Source organism: Amycolatopsis samaneae (assembly GCF_039541975.1).
GTDB classification, from domain to species: Bacteria; Actinomycetota; Actinomycetes; order Mycobacteriales; family Pseudonocardiaceae; genus Amycolatopsis; species Amycolatopsis samaneae.
Map to the genome: position 1 here is coordinate 628292 of NZ_BAABHG010000001.1, position 14577 is coordinate 642868.

A 14577-nucleotide genomic window follows, 5' to 3' on the forward strand; every position below is an offset into this window, starting at 1 on the left:
GGATGCGCACCGCCTTCCTCGGCATCCTGGTGGCCTCGCTGGGCTCCACGATCATGTGGCTGCTGCTCGTGCCGTACTTCGACCAGACCGCGCATTCCAGCGGTCTGGTCGGGATGCTCGGCATGGAACGGCAGATCATGATGGTCGCCGGTTCGCTGCTCGTCGGCGTGTGGGCGGACCGGGGCCGGGTGATCCGGAAGTTCGCGCTGCTGGAGGGGGCCCAGCTGGCGCTCGCGGTGGTCTTCCTGGTCCTGCTGGGCTTCTCCCCGGACCTCGACCCCGCGTTCGTCCTGGTCTGGACCGCGGTCCGGTTCGCCGTCGTGGGCGCGAGCACCGTGCTGGCCTACCGGCTGCTGGCGGACCTGTCCGGCTCCAGCTCGCGCGGCGCGGTGTTCCACATGGTCACCTCGCCGCAGGGCGCGATGGTCTTCGCGTCGGTCGTCTGCGTGCTCATCCCGGTGTGGACGACGCGGTCGATCACCGTGGCGCTGACCGTCGACGTGGTCACCGCGGCGGCCGTGCTGGTGTTCCTGCTGGCCCGCGGTCCCCGGCTGGAGTCCTCGTCCGGGTCACTGGCCTTCGGCTGGCGCGCGGTCGGCAGGCACGTGGTGACCGCGCTGCGCGGGTACTGGCTCCCGGAGCTGCGGCCGTGGTCCTGGGTACAGCTGTGCTTCCTGGTCAGCCTGTCCGGGATGATGGTGTACGGCTACGCCATCGCCGAACGGCTCCCGGGCGTGCCCGCCGCGATCGGTTTCGCCGCGTCGTGGTTCTTCTACGGCCTCGCGTTCTGGGTGACCGCGCCGCTGGTGCGGACCGGCCCCGGCGCCCGGCAGTGGGGCGTGGTGTTCGCGGCGGCGCTGGCGGCCGCCGGGGTGCTCGGCGCGATCACCGGTCTCGACGCGGTCGCGACGCACGTGGCGATCTACCTGGCGCTGACCTTCGTCAACGCCTTCTGGCTGCACTACACGAACGCGCGGATCCTCGAACGCGCACCGGGCGCGGCGATCGGCCAGGTGCGCGCGAGCATGCTGTTCTACCTGGGCGTGGTGTTCGGGGTCGGCGAGCAGCTCGTCGGGTTCGCGGTGCAGTCGCCGACGGGGAACCTCCTGCTCGGGCTGGCCCGGCTGGCCGGGGGCCTCGCGCTGCTGGCCGCCGCTATCTTGTGGGGCGGCGGGCGCGGGACCCGGACGTCGATCGCACGGCTCCCGGACGCGCCGCCGGTGGCCGCGGGCCACGACCGATGACCACGGACAGGAAGGGTGCCATGTCGCCGGAGGAGATCGTCGCCGGACAGCTCGCCGCGTACAACCGGAGGGACCTGGAGGAGTTCCTCGGCTACTACGTCGAGGACGTGCCGGTCTTCGGGTTCCCCTCCGGGAACGAGCTGGCGGACCGGTCGGGACCGGCCTTCCGCGGCCGGTACGAACGGCTCTTCGCGGACAGCCCCGGGCTGCACGCCGAACTGCTGAGCCGCGCCGTGCACGGGAACGTGGTGATCGACCACGAACGCGTGTCGGGTTTCCGCGACGACGACACGGCCCGTTTCGCGGTGGCGATCTACCAGGTGGGCCCGGAACGGATCGAGAAGGTCTGGTTCGTGGACTGAGCGAACGGCGGGGCGGCACCGGTCACGACGGCGGGATCAGCCGAAGGTGTCCGGGTCCGCCCCGCGCCAGTCCTCCGCCCAGGTGACGGGCGGGTCCCCGGTGAGCACACCGGGCTCCAGCCATTCGTACGCCTCGGCGTAGGACCGCACGGTCGTCGCGTCGAGCCGCTTGCGCAGCAGGTGCGGGCGCAGCAGCGCGGGGTCGGCCACCCCCATCGAGGCCATGATCTGCTGGGCCGACCGCACGGTCGCCCGCTGGAACCGGTACACCCGCTCCGTCTTGTCCTCGACGTCGAGTGCCCGCGCCCGGCGGGCGTCCTGCGTCGCGACACCGACCGGGCAGTGGTTGGTGTGACACCGTTGCGACTGGATGCACCCGACCGCGAACATCATGGCGCGCGCGGCGTTGGTGTAGTCCGCGCCCTGGATCAGCCGCTTGACGATGTCGCCGCCGGTGGCGACCTTGCCCGCCGCGCCGATCCGGATCCGGTCCCGCAGCCCGGCCCCCACCAGTGCGTTGTGGACGGTCATCAGCCCGTCGGTCAGCGGCGTCCCGATGTGGTCGGAGAACTCGAGCGGCGCGGCACCGGTACCGCCCTCGGCGCCGTCGACGAGGATGAAGTCCGGGGTGATCTCTTCGGCGAGCATCGCCTTGCACAGCGCCAGGAACTGCCGCCGCGAGCCGACGCAGAGCTTGAAGCCCGCCGGCTTCCCGCCCGCGAGTTCGCGCATCCTGGCGACGAACAGCACCAGCTCGCGCGGAGTGGAGAAGACCCGGTGGTAGGGCGGCGAAACCACGGTCTCGCCCTGGGGGACTTCCCGTACCCTGGCGATCTCCGCGTTGACCTTGCCGCCGGGCAGGACCCCGCCGATGCCGGGTTTCGCGCCCTGGGACAGCTTCAGCGACACGCAGCGCACACTGTCCACAGCGGACTTGTCGGCGAATTCGGCGGCGTCGAAACCGCCGTCCGGCGTGCGGCAGCCGAAGTACCCGGTGCCGATCTCCCACACCAGGTCGCCGCCGGGCCGCAGGTGGTATTCGGACAGCCCGCCTTCCCCGGTGTCGTGGGCGAAACCGCCCTTCGCCGCCCCGGCATTGAGCGCCAGGATGGCGTGCGAGGACAGCGATCCGAAGCTCATCGCGGACACGTTGAGCAACGCCATGTCATAGGGCCGCCGGCAGTCCGGCCCGCCGATCCGGACCCGGGGCGGCTCCCGGGCGGGCTCGACGGGGGCCATCGAATGCGTGAACGACTCGTACCCGTCGGCGTAGACCTCGCGTTCGGTGCCGAAGGGCGATTCGTCCTCGGTGCCCTTCGCCCGCTCGTAGACGATGCTGCGCACGTCGCGGTCGAACGGCCTGCCGTCGGTGTTGCGCTCGACGAAGTACTGCTGGACCTCCGGCCGGACCGTTTCCAGCAGATAGCGGAAATGACCGAGCACCGGATAGTTGCGCAGCACCGAATGCCGCCGCTGCGTCAGGTCGTACCAGCCGATCGCGGCCAGCACGGCCAGCGGTACGGCCGCGAAGCACCACCATGGCGAAACGAGTACCGCCACCGACGCGGCCGTGACCGCTACCGCCGTCAACCCGAGGACCAGGGCGAAACGCACTCGCCGAACCTAACCGAACCAGGCCACGGCCGCACGCCGCGCCCGGTCAGTCCTTCAGGCCCTTGATGGCGTCCTTGGCCTTTTCGGCGGCCTGCTTGACCGCGCCCTTGGCCTGCTCCGCCTTGCCCTCGCCCTGCCACTGCTCGTTGCCGGTGGCGTCGCCGAGCGCCTCCTTGGCCTTGCCCTTCAGTTCCTCGCCCTTGTTCTCCATCTTGTCGTTCATCGAAGCTCCTTTCCCATCACCGCGACCGTTCCGGTCGCGTACCGGCCTCGAACCCCGGTTACCCGGTCGCCGGGCGCCTACACCTCCACCCCGCCGCCCGGACGGGTGATCTCTACTCGGTGGGCAGCAACGTCCCGAGCGGGCCGAGGTCGAGATTGAGATCGGCGGCGGAGAGCCCGTGGCGTTCGCGCAGCTCGGTCATCCGTTCGTCGAGCAGCAGCAGGGTCAGGCCGACCCGTTCCTCCTGCTCCTCGCTGAGATCCCCCTGGTCCACCCGCCGCAGCGCCTGCCGCTCCATCAACTGGCGCACCAGCTCGACGATGGTCAGCACCAGCTTCATCAGGTCCCGCTCGACACTGTCCCGGTCGGTGTCGATCCGCTCGGTGAGGGTGCGCGAAGCCCGGGTCAGCGCGGTGGTGACCCGCTCGGTGTCGGAGGGCTCGTTCATCCGGTGTTCTCCTTTCCCCGCACCACATCCGGCCACGGATCCGGCAGCGGGCAGTCCGCCCGGACCGAAGTGATCACCGCGCGCAGCGACACGTGCACCAGGTCCACCCCCGCGATGGACAGCAGCACGTCCCCGGTCAGCACGACGCCCCCGGCCAGCAACCGGTCCAGGAGGTCGACCAGCGCGATCTCCCGGCCCTGCCCCGGGTCACGAAGGTCCCCGAGTCCGGCCGTCTCGGCGGTCACGACCCGGCGCTCCCGGTCGCACCGGGATCGGGCAGCGCGAACGAGTACGGCGCCCAGGGGCCGGTCAGCCCGACCCGGCAGCCCCGTGCCGCGGCGCGCAGTTCCCCGGCTCTGGCCAGGAACGAGTCGACGTCGGCGTCATCGACGAGGTAGGCGACGTTCAGCACGTTCTGCTCGCTGTCCCCGCTCAGCCGCCTGCTCTGCGGCCGGTGTGCCCGCCGGTCCACCGCGAGCGCGCACAGCGACTCGTCCACCTTCGCCGCGGTCTCCTCGACGCGGGCCCACCGGAGGTCCCTCGACCGCCGCTCGGCCAGCCGTTTGCGCAGATACGAACGCCCCGGCGGTTCCGTCGGGCCGGACGGAGGCACCGGCTCGGCCTCCTCAGCGAACTCCGCGTAGACCTTGAGGCCCCATTCGGAGCGGCCCTCGATCCGGTCCAGCGCGGCGCCGATCCGCGCCGCGCCGGACCGGAGCACCTCGTGGACGCGGTGCCGGTCGCGGTAGATCGTGGCCAGCCGGAACGGCACCGTGGCCGCCCGCCGCGCCACGCCGTCCACCACGTCGTTGTGCCTGCGCGCGACCCGTTCCAGCCAGCCGAGATCCTCCAGGTTCGCCCGCAACGCCCGCTCGCCGAACTCGGCGGCGGGCAGTTCGCTGACCACCGCGGCCAGCCCGTCGCACTCCACGGTGTCCACTGTGGAGTCCCGGAGGCCGGGCACGCCCGCGAGGGCGTCCGGCGGGAGTGGTTTGGTGACCGCGTAGCAGTAGCAGACCCGCGCCTCGGCACTCATTCCCGCTCACTCCCTTCCAGCCGCGCGACCTTCTCCCGCAGCTCGCGGTTCTCCGACTCCAGCTTCGCGCTCGCGGGCGTGGAGGTCAGCGCGGGATCGTGCTCCCACCAGTCGATCCCCATTTCCTTCGCCTTGTCCACCGAGGCCACCAGCAACCGCAGTTTGATGGTCAGCAGTTCGATGTCCAGCAGGTTCACCTGGATATCGCCCGCGATGACGATGCCCTTGTCCAGCACGCGTTCCAGGATGTCGGCCAGGTTGGCCCCGGTGGAGCCGCCGCCGGGGGCCTGCGGACGGCTCCCCGTCGTGCGGTTCACCGGGAGGACCGGTTCGGTCATGAGTACGCCTGCCTTTCCTGACGTGCCGGCGGCGGCCCGGGTCCGGGGTCAGCGGGCACCCGCGGGCTCCCGCTCGTCCTCCTCGTCGAGCTCGTCCTCGTCCTCGTCCTCAGGAGGTTCCTCTTCGTCCTCGGCGGGTTCTTCCTCGTCTTCTTCGGTTTCCTCGCCGTCCGGGGCCTCGTCTTCGGCGTAGTCCTCGTCGTACTCCCCGGGCTCTTCCCCGCCGGACTCCTCCTGCTCGGCTTCCATCGCCTCGTCGTGCGTGCGGACGACCTCACCGTCGCGGATCTCGCCGCGCCAGCCCTCGCCGGACGCCTGCCCCGCCATGGTGATGAACCGGCGGTAGTGCTTGAGGTCGAGCCTGGCCCGCCTGCCCTGCGCGCGCCAGATGTTCGCGGTCTTCTCGAACAGCCCGGCCGGGTAGTACTCGATCAGCAGCAGGATCCTGGTCAGGTTCTCGCCGAGCGGATGGAAGGTCACGACGCCCTTGATGGTGCCCTTGGCCCCGTCGGTGGTCCAGACGATGCGCTGGTCGGGAATCTGCTCGGTGGTGGTCGCCTTCATCGAGCGGTTGGACCAGAAGATCTTGAACTTCCAGTTGCTCGTCACGTCGTCCGCGTGCTCGGCGCTCTTGACGCCCTTGGCGAAGGTGCTGAACTTCTGGTACTCGGTCCACTGGTCGTACGCTTCGCGGACCGGGACCCCCACGTCGATGTCCTCGACGATGTTGATCACCTTGCCGCCGGATCCGCTCTTTCCCTTGCCCTTCTTGAAGAGTCCGGCGATTTTGTCCTTTATGGATTTTCCGGCGGTCTCGATACCGGCCCTCGTCATCGATTTCCCTTCGGCCAGCTTGCCGCCGAAACCGAGCGCGGTGCCGATGCCGTCACCGTTCGCCGCGGCGTCGGTAAGCCGGTTGGTCACGTCGCCGAGCTTCCGGCCGGCGCCGGCCATCAGCTGCTGGATCTTCGCCTGCAGGAAGTCCTCCCCCGCGTGCAGCAGTTCCTCGGTCGCCGGGTTCTTCGCCGCGTACTCGCGCAGCTTCGTGATGGGGCCGTCCTGGCCTTCGTCGCCTGCCACGGGTCACCTCCGCTTCGTCTGCGAGCCGCCGCTGCTCTTCCGGGTTCCGGCGTTCTTCGCCCCGGCGCTCCCGCGTGCGGAGGACGCGCTCTTCGCGGCGCTACCGGCCTTCGCCGTGCCCCCGCGTTTGGCCGTGGTGGCGCGGGAAGCGGTACTCCCCGCCGTCCGCTTGGCAGCCGAGGTGGCCGTCTTGGCCGTCTTCGCGGTACCGGACCGCGACCGGCCGGCGCGGGACTTCCCGGTGTCCGTGTCCCCGGATTCCGAGGTTTCCTCCTCGGTGTCCTCCTCGTCGCCGAGGCCGAGGCCGGACTGGAGTTCGTTCAGCCGGTCGGTGCGCTGCCGCAGCGATCCGGCCACCCGGCCCGCCTGCGTGGCCACCATGGTGACCGCCATCTTCTTGCCCGCGTCCAGCACCTGATCGCGGACCTGGCCCTTCAGCTCACCGAACTGCTCGGACGAACCGAGTTCCTTGGTCACGTCCGCGAGCAGCTTCCGCGGGCTCAGGTTCAGCTTCTTCCCGGCGAGCCCCATCCCCATGGCGATCGCCAGCTTGGCCTTTTTCCTTCTGCCAAGGAAATACCCGCCGATGACCGCGGCGGCCACCTTCATTCCGGGAGACATCCGGTTCTCCTTCCGGTTCCTGCCGTGCTATCGGTCGATTCCCCCATCGAGTTCTTCGAGTTCGTCGAGGAGTTCGTCCTCCCTGCGGTCGAATTCCTCTTCGGTGATCTCCTCCGCGAGCAACGCGTGCTCCGCTTCGGCCAGCTCGTGCCGGATTCGCGCGCGGCGCTCGTCGATCGCCGCGTCCGCGACCACACCGACGCTCCAGGTCGCCACCCGCAGCGGCGCGAGCGGCAGCAACGCGATCTCCCGGAGCAGGCCCACTTCGGTCTCACTTCCCGCCCACGAAGCTGTAGGGCGGCAACGGGCCCCGCAACCGGACCTCCGCCACCGGGTCGAGCGTCCGCCTGAGGTGGTCGACGACCGAGGTGAACTCGTCGAGCTCGTCCCGCTCGACCAGGAACGAGCTGTTGAAGAAGCAGCCGTCGACCGGCGGTCCCGCGCTTTCGCGCACCGCGTGCTCGCCGAGGATCGCGCTGAGTGCTTCGGCGTCGCGGCGCTGCCGTTCGGCCAGTGCCTCGCTCACCAGCTCGCCGAAGTGGATCTGTTCGTCCCTCGTCCCGCCGCCACGCCCGCGCAGCCGCTCGTTCAGGTCGGCGAGTTGCTCGTGCTGCCGCAGCAACGCGCCGAGCACCGCGTCCCGCTGGTGCGCGACCTTGACGTTCATCTCCAGCCTGCCGTCCAGTTCGGACAGGGTGGCGCGGTAGTCGTCCCGGCGGGCGGCCACCGCGCCGGCGACCGTCCGCTCGTCGTCGGCGACCAGCCCGAACCGCATCGGCAGCACCGGCCCCTGCTCGATCAGCGCCTCCAGCACATCCTGGTGCGCCTTGAGGTCCCGCCGTTTCGCCCGCAGGTCCGGGGGTGCCTCGCCGACCACGGCCTTGAGACCGTCCGCGTCGACGGTCCGCACCGCGCCGGGTGTCTCGCCGACCCCTCGCAGTTCCTCCACGCGAGCCGGGTGGGAGTCGAGGACGATTCCGTAGACGTAGGTGCTCATTCCGAACTCCCGCCGCCGCGCCTGGTGCTCCGGGTCTTCGGCCGTTGTGCCGGTTCCTTCTCCTGCTCGTCGCCGCCACTGGACTTCTTGAACTGCTCCGCGAACGTCTCCGCCGCGCCGGTCAGCGCGCCCTTCGACTTGCCCTTGGCGCCCTTCTCGGTCATGTCGCCGACCAGGTCGGGAAGTCCCTTCGCGCTGGAGGACTGCTGCAGGTCCAGCCGGTTGCAGGCCTCGGCGAACCGCAGGTAGGTGTCCACGCTGGCGACCACGATCCGCGCGTCGATGGTGAGCAGTTCGATGCCGACCAGCGAGACCCTGACGAAGACGTCGATCACCAAACCCTTGTCCAGGATGAGATCGAGGATGTCGTACAGGTTTCCTGACCCGGCTCCCCCGCCACCCTGCTGCCGGGCGGAAGACTGGGTTGTCGCTACCGTCATGGGGACCCGTTCCTCTCCTAGGTGTCCAACCGGCCGCGGGCATACCGGGCCACGCGTTCGTAGCCGGCGATCTCCCCGTCCGGTTCCAACCGGATCCGATAGGTCGCCAGCACGCTGGTGGTGTCCGGGATTCTTTCCAGCTCGACGACCTCGACACGCACCTGCCATCCGTCGCCGTCCCTGCCGAACGACGACACCGACTCGACGGACCTCCCGGTGAGTTCCTCGAACCGGACGCGGGCCTCCCGCGTCAGTTCGGCGGGCGAAGGTCGCTTCCTTCGCGTGCCGTTCGTGTTTCTGGCTGGTTTGCGGTCGCTCTCGGCCATGACCGTGGTTACCCGGTCGAGTGACACCAAAACCCGGCCGCCCGGCCGGAAGTCACGGGCGGCACCCCTGTGTTTCCTGGCTCTGCCAATGAGAAGAAGACACGTGCGGAGACTGGCTCATCCGGTTCCGCCGGGAGCGGTAGTCCCGGGCCCGCCAGAAGCAGCAAAGAGGATTCGTCGGCCGCCGGTGCCCGCGCCGCACCCCTCCTCGGCTGGACCGGGCGAAGCGAGCGAATACGGCTTCGCCTTCGGTCCGGCGCGGCGCCGGGCGAACCGGCCACCGTCCACAGCGGACAGTCCACGGAAACGGCCGATGCTCCACCACACAGGAAGTACGGCCCGCTGTTCCCGTACCTGGGCCGCGCCGGCAAGACCGGCGCCTGACCCGTCCGGCGGCACGGGCGCCCCGATGACCCGAAACGGGCCCCGGGCGTCGGCAGTGACCGCTCGGAGCCCGTTCGGCCGGGGGCAGTCGGCCGGCGGGGTCCGGGCCGGCCTACCCGGACTGCGATTCTGCCCGCGCGCGACCGGCCGCACAGCACAGCGAACGAAACGACGTCGCCCCCGGTCAGGGCCGGGGAGCAGCCGGAAAACGAACCGTGGCCGGACGTTCGCGCGTCCACTGTGGACGGTCGTCGGTCCGGAAAGTTTCCCACGCCGTCCGGCGGTATCCGGGAATTCCGGCACGGCGATAGGGCGAACGGGTTCCGTCCCGCGCGCACGCTGGCGCGGGAGGGCTCCCACCTGGTTTTATCTTCGTCTGGGCAGGGGCGAGGTGATGGCCGATGGGGATCGTTTGCGTGCGCGCGAAACGGACGGGGTGCGCGATCCTGACGGTCCTGGCCGTCGCCGCCTGCGTGCCCTCGGCCCCGGCGCCACGGCGGGTCGCCGCGTTCGTCCCGGAAGTGCTCCCACCGGGGATGCGGGCTCCCGCGGCACTCCCGCAGGTCACGCCGTCGACGTGCGACCCGCGGGCGAGCAGCCTGCGTCCCCGGGAGGCGTTGCCCGCGCCGGGGCGGATGCCGTCCGGGAGCACCATGGAAAGGATTCTCCGGCGGGGGTACCTGACCGCGGGCGTCGACCAGAACCTGAACCTGCTCGGTTTCCGCGAACCGAAAACGGGTGAGCTCGCCGGCTACGACATCGACTTCGTCCGCGAGATCGCCCGCGCGATCTTCGGCGATCCGGCCAAGGTCAAATTCCGGACGGTCACCTCCGAGAACCGGATCAAGGTACTCGAAAAAGGAGAGATCGACATCATCGCCGACTCGATGACGATCAATTGCGAGCGACTTCAGCAGGTTTTGTTCACCACCGTGTACTTCGAGGCGGGACAACGCGTCATGATCCGCGAAGGGGAACCGTACCGGAGTATTGACGACCTCGGCGGAAAGCGCGTATGCGCTCCCGCCGGGACCACCTCCATCCGCACCATCGCCGAGTCGAAGTCCCGGCCCATTCCCGTTTCCGTGGTCGACTGGACCGACTGTGTCCTGCTGCTCCAGCAGGGCCAGGTCGACGCGATCTCCACCACCGACGGGATACTGGTCGGCCTGCTCGCCCAGGATCCGACCACGGTGATGGTCGGGCCGAGATTCACCGACGAACCACACGGTCTCGCCATCGCCAAAACGGCTCCCGACTTCGTCAGGTTCGTGAACGCGGTGCTGGAACAGATGCGCGGCGACGGCCGGTGGCGATCGATTTACGCGAAATGGCTCACCACGTTGGGCCCGGTGCCCGAACCGCCACCGGCCCGGTACCTGAACGAGTAATCTCCCGCATATCCCGGAACCATGATCCGGGATCCGGCGCCGAAACGAACCCCCGGCTTGGAGTGGTGGCCAGTGACCTCGTCTCGTCTGGCGGAAGCGGGCGCGATTCCCGCTCCCGCCCGGGAAGCACCGGAGCCCGCTTCCCGTCGCGACCGGATGCTCCGGCTGCTCCGCCGGACCGAACGCCGGTTCACCGTACTGACCACGGCGCTGGTGACGCTGGCACTGGCCGCGGGACTGACCGGCGCGCTCGGCGTCGCGGAACGCACCGCCCTGCTGGACGACGTGACCGGGCACAGCAGCCCGCTCACCGTGGCGGCGCTGGAGGTCTACCGCTCGCTGTCCGACGCGGACGCCACCTCGGCCAGCGCGTTTCTGGCCGGCGGCGCCGAATCGAAGGAACTGCGCGATCGGTACCGCACCGACATCGCCCAGTCGACCGCGGCGCTGTCCACCGCCGCCGCCGGCGCGCCGGCCGGTTCCGGCTCGGCCGAGATCGCCGCGCTGTCCAACTACCTGCCGACCTACACCGGACTGGTCGAAACCGCGCGGACCTACAACCGGCAGGGCCTGCCGATCGGCGCCGCGTATCTGCGCGAAGCGTCCGTACTGGTCCGCGACACCATGCTGCCGCGGGCGAAACAGCTGTACGAGGAGGAGATGCGGCGCCTCGCCTCGGCCCAGCACGAAGCCGGTTCGCTGCCGTGGACCGCGCTCACCCTGGGCGTGCTGCTGGTGGCGGGACTGCTCGTGGCGCAGGTCCACCTGCGGCGGCGGACCCGGCGGCGGTACAACGTCGGTCTGCTGGCCGCGACGCTGGCGGCACTGGCCGGGCTGGGCTGGCTGGGTGTCGCGGCGATCGGGTCGGCCCGGCACGGCACGACGAGCAGGACGGACGGGACCGCGCAGATCGAGGCGCTGGCCGGGAGCAGGATCGCCGGTCTGCAGGCCCGCACCGACGAGGCCATGTCGCTGATCGCCCGCGGCAACGGCGCGGCGTTCGACCAGCATTTCGACGCCACCACGAACGCGCTCACCGGCCCCGGCGGCCTGCTCACCGGCGCGCTCGCGAAGGTGGACCAGCCCGAGACGAGGGCCGCGGTCGACTCGGCCGTCGGCATCCTGCGGGATTGGCTGGCCGCGCACCAGGAACTGCGCGCGCTCGATCAGGACGGCAAGTACCAGGACGCGGTGCGGAAGGCGATCGGCGGCGACCCGCACAGCTCGGGCGCGCTGGCACAGGGCTTCGACATCCAGCTCGGCCTTGCCATGGACCAGGCGGGTGGCCGGTTCGACACCGCCGCGGGCGCCGCGCGCGACACCCTGGCGGGCGCGGCCCTCGGCCTGGCCATCCTGACGGCGGTCGCGATGGCCTGCACCGTCGTCGGCGTGTGGCCCCGGATCGCGGAGTACCGATGAGCACGGCACGTTCCCCGCGCGCGCTGGTGGCCACGCTCGCGCTCCTCGCGCTCGTCGCCGGATGCGGTACCGACGGCAGGGCGGACGGTGGACGCGCGCGCGTCTCGGTCCCGGTACCGTGGCCCTCCGGCGTGCAGGAGACGCCCACCGTGCCCACCCTGGTGGCGGATCCGCCCTGCGATCCCCGGGCGAGCTTCCGTCCCGGCGCCCCCGGGGAGACGGTCGCCCGGATCCGCGCGCGTGGTCTGCTGCGGGTCGGGGCCAGCCAGATCGGGTACCTGCTCAGCTACCGCGACGCCGTCACGGGCGAGATGCTCGGCTTCGAGATCGACCTCGTCCGGGAGATCGCCAGGGATCTGTTCGGCGATCCCGGCAGGGTCCAGTTCGTGTCGGTGAACACGGCGGACCGCGAACCGGTGCTCCGCGACGGGATGGTGGATCTCGTCGTCGGCTCCATGACGATGACGTGTGACCGGTGGACCAGGGTCGCGTTCTCCGCGGAGTACCTCGGCGGCGGTCAGCGGGTGCTGGTGGACCGGCGCTCCGCCGCCACGAGCCTCGACGACCTCGGCGGCAAGCGCGTCTGCGCCTCCGCCACCAGCACCAACATCCGGACCCTCGCCGAGACGAGATCGCGTCCGCTGCCGGTCGCCGCCGCCAACGCGACCGACTGCATGGTGCTGCTGCAGCAGGGTCAGGTGGACGCGGTGTCGACCAGCGACGTGATCCTGGCCGGCCTCGCCGAGCAGGACCGGAACACGCGGATCGTCGGGCCCCGGTTCACCGACGAGCCCTGCGGTATCGGGATGAACACGAAGGCGACGGATCTGGTCCGGTTCGTCAACGGCGTGCTGGAGCGGCTGCGCGGGAACGGGGAATGGGACCGGATGTACCAGAAGTGGTTCCAGCGCAGCCTCGGGCCGGGAACGGCGCCGGCGCCGCGCTATCGGGACTAGGGAGGGGTTGGCGTGCGGGCACTGATTCGGCTGGAGGGCGACGACGTCCACGGGGACCTGGGGTCGTTGCAGGACTGGCTCGGCCGCGAGGCGCGGCTGCGGGGCCGGATAGCGCGGGAGCGTCCCGTTCCCCGGCCCGGCGAGATGGGCTCGGCGGCCGAGGTACTGGTGGCGGCGCTGGGCACCGGTGGCGCGGTCAGCGTGCTCGCCGCGTCGCTGGGCACCTGGCTGACGACCCGCCGTTCCCGCGTCACCCTCAAGATCACCGGGCCCGGCGGCCGGAGCGTCGAAGTGGACGGGAAGTCCGATGACGTGCTGAAGCTGCTCCACACGGTGCTGCCGGAGCGCCGCGAGGACGACGGGGACGGCACCCGATGACGGCCCGGTTGCCCGATCCGGAACGCTCGCGGGCCGTGTTGATCGGCACGAGCAGCTACACCGATCCGACGCTGCCGCCGCTCCCCGCGGTCAACGGCAACGTCTCCGACCTGTACGGCCTGCTGACCGCCGAGCACGGCACGGGACTGCCCGGCGCACACTGCGCGGTGCTGCGCGACCCGCCCGACGCGGGCACCGTCGGCGAATCCCTCGCCCATGCCGCCGATCAGGCGGAGGACGTGCTGCTGGTCTACTACGCGGGTCACGGTCTACTGTGGACGAACCGCAACGAGCTGCACCTCGCGCTGTGCCACACCCGGTCGCAGACGGTGGGTACCTCCGCGCTGCGCTTCGCCGACGTGCGCCAGGCCTTCCTGGACAGCCACGCCCGCACCCGGGTGTTGATCGTGGACTGCTGTTTCAGCGGCTACGCCACCGAACGCGTCATGGGGGACGCGGCGGGCACGCTGCTGAGCCAGGTGGACGTGGACGGCGCCTACATCCTGGCCGCCACCGAACCCAACCAGCTCGCCCACGCGCCCGAGGGCAGGCGCACCACCCTGTTCACCGGCGAGCTGCTCCGGCTGCTGGCCGAAGGGATCCCGGACGGCCCGGAGCTGCTCACCCTCGACGAGCTGTACCGCCAGGTGAAGGCGGCGCTGGGCAGGCGCAACCTGCCGGTGCCGACGTGCGCCAACCGCGACGGCGCCGGGCAGCTCGCGCTGGCCCGCAACACCGCCGTCCTGTCCCCCCGGCAGCGCGGCGAAGGCGACGGTCTGCGCGAGGGCTATCCGTCCCAGCGGGAGAAGCTGCGCACCGCCGTCGACGAACTGGCCGCGCAGGAAGCGGAAACCGTGCGGGTCCGCCAAGCCGTGCTGGAGAAGATCGCCGACGCCCGGCTGCCGCACTGGGCCGGATCCGCGCCCGCGTTCCGCGATCGCCTGGACAACCTGGACGAGTTGAAGCAGGAGGCCAGGTGGACCCGGCTGGGCGCCGAACTCGACCTGAGTGAACGGGCGATCCCCCAGGCGTTGCGGAACGCGCGCGACGCGCTCGAGGTCGCGAAGGGACTCCTCGACCAGCGCGCGGAACTCCGCGGCCGCCTCGCGGTGTACCTCGCCATGGCGGTCCGCCTCGGCGTCGCCGAGGACGACGAGCTCGCCGCCCGGTACGGCGTGGCCCACGACCTGCTCTGGACGAAGCCGTGCGATCTGCGCGCCGCCACCCTCGCGACGCGCGCGTACCAGCGCTCGGTGACCGATCGGCGGGAGGCACGATGACGCCCTGTGTCCGCGAAGGCTGCGGCGGGTCCTACCGGCC

Annotated in this window: 19 protein-coding genes; 7 read left to right on the plus strand and 12 right to left on the minus strand. The window is 70.8% G+C overall.

What is annotated here, in order from left to right; genetic code table 11:
* Window positions 1-2: 2 nt before the first annotated feature.
* On the plus strand, window positions 3-1244 hold the full coding sequence (locus ABD987_RS02750; RefSeq protein WP_345386465.1) for a hypothetical protein: 1242 nt from the start codon (window positions 3-5) through the stop codon (window positions 1242-1244).
* On the plus strand, window positions 1241-1606 hold the full coding sequence (locus ABD987_RS02755) for a nuclear transport factor 2 family protein (protein WP_345386467.1): 366 nt from the start codon (window positions 1241-1243) through the stop codon (window positions 1604-1606). Before ABD987_RS02750 ends, ABD987_RS02755 begins: the two co-directional genes overlap by 4 nt.
* 36 nt (window positions 1607-1642) lie before the next feature.
* Here ABD987_RS02755 and ABD987_RS02760 read toward each other — a convergent pair whose 3' ends face one another.
* From ABD987_RS02760 to ABD987_RS02815, 12 genes are all read right to left on the minus strand, one after another.
* Window positions 1643-3220, minus strand: coding sequence for an FMN-binding glutamate synthase family protein (locus ABD987_RS02760; RefSeq protein WP_345386469.1), 1578 nt, complete (start codon window positions 3218-3220; stop codon window positions 1643-1645).
* A gap of 46 nt (window positions 3221-3266) precedes the next feature.
* Complete coding sequence (locus ABD987_RS02765) at window positions 3267-3443, minus strand: CsbD family protein (protein ID WP_345386471.1); 177 nt, start codon at window positions 3441-3443, stop codon at window positions 3267-3269.
* A 112-nt stretch (window positions 3444-3555) separates the two neighbouring features.
* Entirely contained in the window at window positions 3556-3891 is a 336-nt protein-coding gene (locus tag ABD987_RS02770) for a gas vesicle protein K (RefSeq protein WP_345386473.1), read from the minus strand.
* Window positions 3888-4136 (minus strand): gas vesicle protein, encoded by a 249-nt coding sequence (locus tag ABD987_RS02775; RefSeq protein ID WP_345386475.1) that lies wholly within the window; start codon window positions 4134-4136, stop codon window positions 3888-3890. Before ABD987_RS02775 ends, ABD987_RS02770 begins: the two co-directional genes overlap by 4 nt.
* Window positions 4133-4927: a GvpL/GvpF family gas vesicle protein gene (locus ABD987_RS02780; protein WP_345386477.1), complete on the minus strand. Its 795-nt coding sequence runs from the start codon at window positions 4925-4927 to the stop codon at window positions 4133-4135. The genes ABD987_RS02775 and ABD987_RS02780 overlap by 4 nt, the downstream gene beginning before the upstream one ends.
* Complete coding sequence (locus tag ABD987_RS02785; protein WP_345386480.1) at window positions 4924-5265, minus strand: gas vesicle protein; 342 nt, start codon at window positions 5263-5265, stop codon at window positions 4924-4926. Before ABD987_RS02785 ends, ABD987_RS02780 begins: the two co-directional genes overlap by 4 nt.
* Before the next feature lie 48 nt (window positions 5266-5313).
* Complete coding sequence (locus ABD987_RS02790; protein ID WP_345386482.1) at window positions 5314-6345, minus strand: SRPBCC family protein; 1032 nt, start codon at window positions 6343-6345, stop codon at window positions 5314-5316.
* Window positions 6346-6348: 3 nt separating this feature from the next.
* Complete coding sequence (locus ABD987_RS02795) at window positions 6349-6966, minus strand: hypothetical protein (protein ID WP_345386484.1); 618 nt, start codon at window positions 6964-6966, stop codon at window positions 6349-6351.
* 27 nt (window positions 6967-6993) lie between these two features.
* A complete protein-coding gene (locus tag ABD987_RS02800; protein WP_345386486.1) occupies window positions 6994-7230 on the minus strand; it encodes a gas vesicle protein GvpG in 237 nt (78 codons plus the stop codon).
* A 7-nt stretch (window positions 7231-7237) separates the two neighbouring features.
* A complete protein-coding gene (locus ABD987_RS02805; RefSeq protein ID WP_345386488.1) occupies window positions 7238-7963 on the minus strand; it encodes a GvpL/GvpF family gas vesicle protein in 726 nt (241 codons plus the stop codon).
* Window positions 7960-8403, minus strand: coding sequence for a gas vesicle structural protein GvpA (locus tag ABD987_RS02810; RefSeq protein ID WP_345386490.1), 444 nt, complete (start codon window positions 8401-8403; stop codon window positions 7960-7962). The genes ABD987_RS02805 and ABD987_RS02810 overlap by 4 nt, the downstream gene beginning before the upstream one ends.
* Before the next feature lie 17 nt (window positions 8404-8420).
* Window positions 8421-8729, minus strand: a complete 309-nt coding sequence (locus ABD987_RS02815) for a gas vesicle protein GvpO (protein WP_345386493.1) — start codon at window positions 8727-8729, stop codon at window positions 8421-8423.
* Window positions 8730-9514: 785 nt separating this feature from the next.
* On the opposite strand from ABD987_RS02815, the gene ABD987_RS02820 reads away from it, so the two are divergent.
* The 5 genes from ABD987_RS02820 to ABD987_RS02840 all read left to right on the plus strand — a co-directional run bounded on the left by ABD987_RS02820 (window position 9515) and on the right by ABD987_RS02840 (window position 14537).
* A complete protein-coding gene (locus tag ABD987_RS02820; RefSeq protein WP_345386495.1) occupies window positions 9515-10504 on the plus strand; it encodes a glutamate ABC transporter substrate-binding protein in 990 nt (329 codons plus the stop codon).
* A 72-nt stretch (window positions 10505-10576) separates the two neighbouring features.
* Window positions 10577-11923, plus strand: a complete 1347-nt coding sequence (locus ABD987_RS02825) for a hypothetical protein (protein WP_345386497.1) — start codon at window positions 10577-10579, stop codon at window positions 11921-11923.
* Window positions 11920-12879, plus strand: a complete 960-nt coding sequence (locus tag ABD987_RS02830; protein ID WP_345386499.1) for a glutamate ABC transporter substrate-binding protein — start codon at window positions 11920-11922, stop codon at window positions 12877-12879. Before ABD987_RS02825 ends, ABD987_RS02830 begins: the two co-directional genes overlap by 4 nt.
* A 12-nt stretch (window positions 12880-12891) precedes the next feature.
* The gene (locus ABD987_RS02835) at window positions 12892-13257 is read left to right on the plus strand and encodes an effector-associated constant component EACC1 (RefSeq protein WP_345386501.1); all 366 of its coding nucleotides are present in this window, start codon (window positions 12892-12894) and stop codon (window positions 13255-13257) included.
* On the plus strand, window positions 13254-14537 hold the full coding sequence (locus tag ABD987_RS02840; RefSeq protein ID WP_345386503.1) for a caspase family protein: 1284 nt from the start codon (window positions 13254-13256) through the stop codon (window positions 14535-14537). The genes ABD987_RS02835 and ABD987_RS02840 overlap by 4 nt, the downstream gene beginning before the upstream one ends.
* The last annotated feature ends 40 nt before the right edge of the window (window positions 14538-14577 follow it).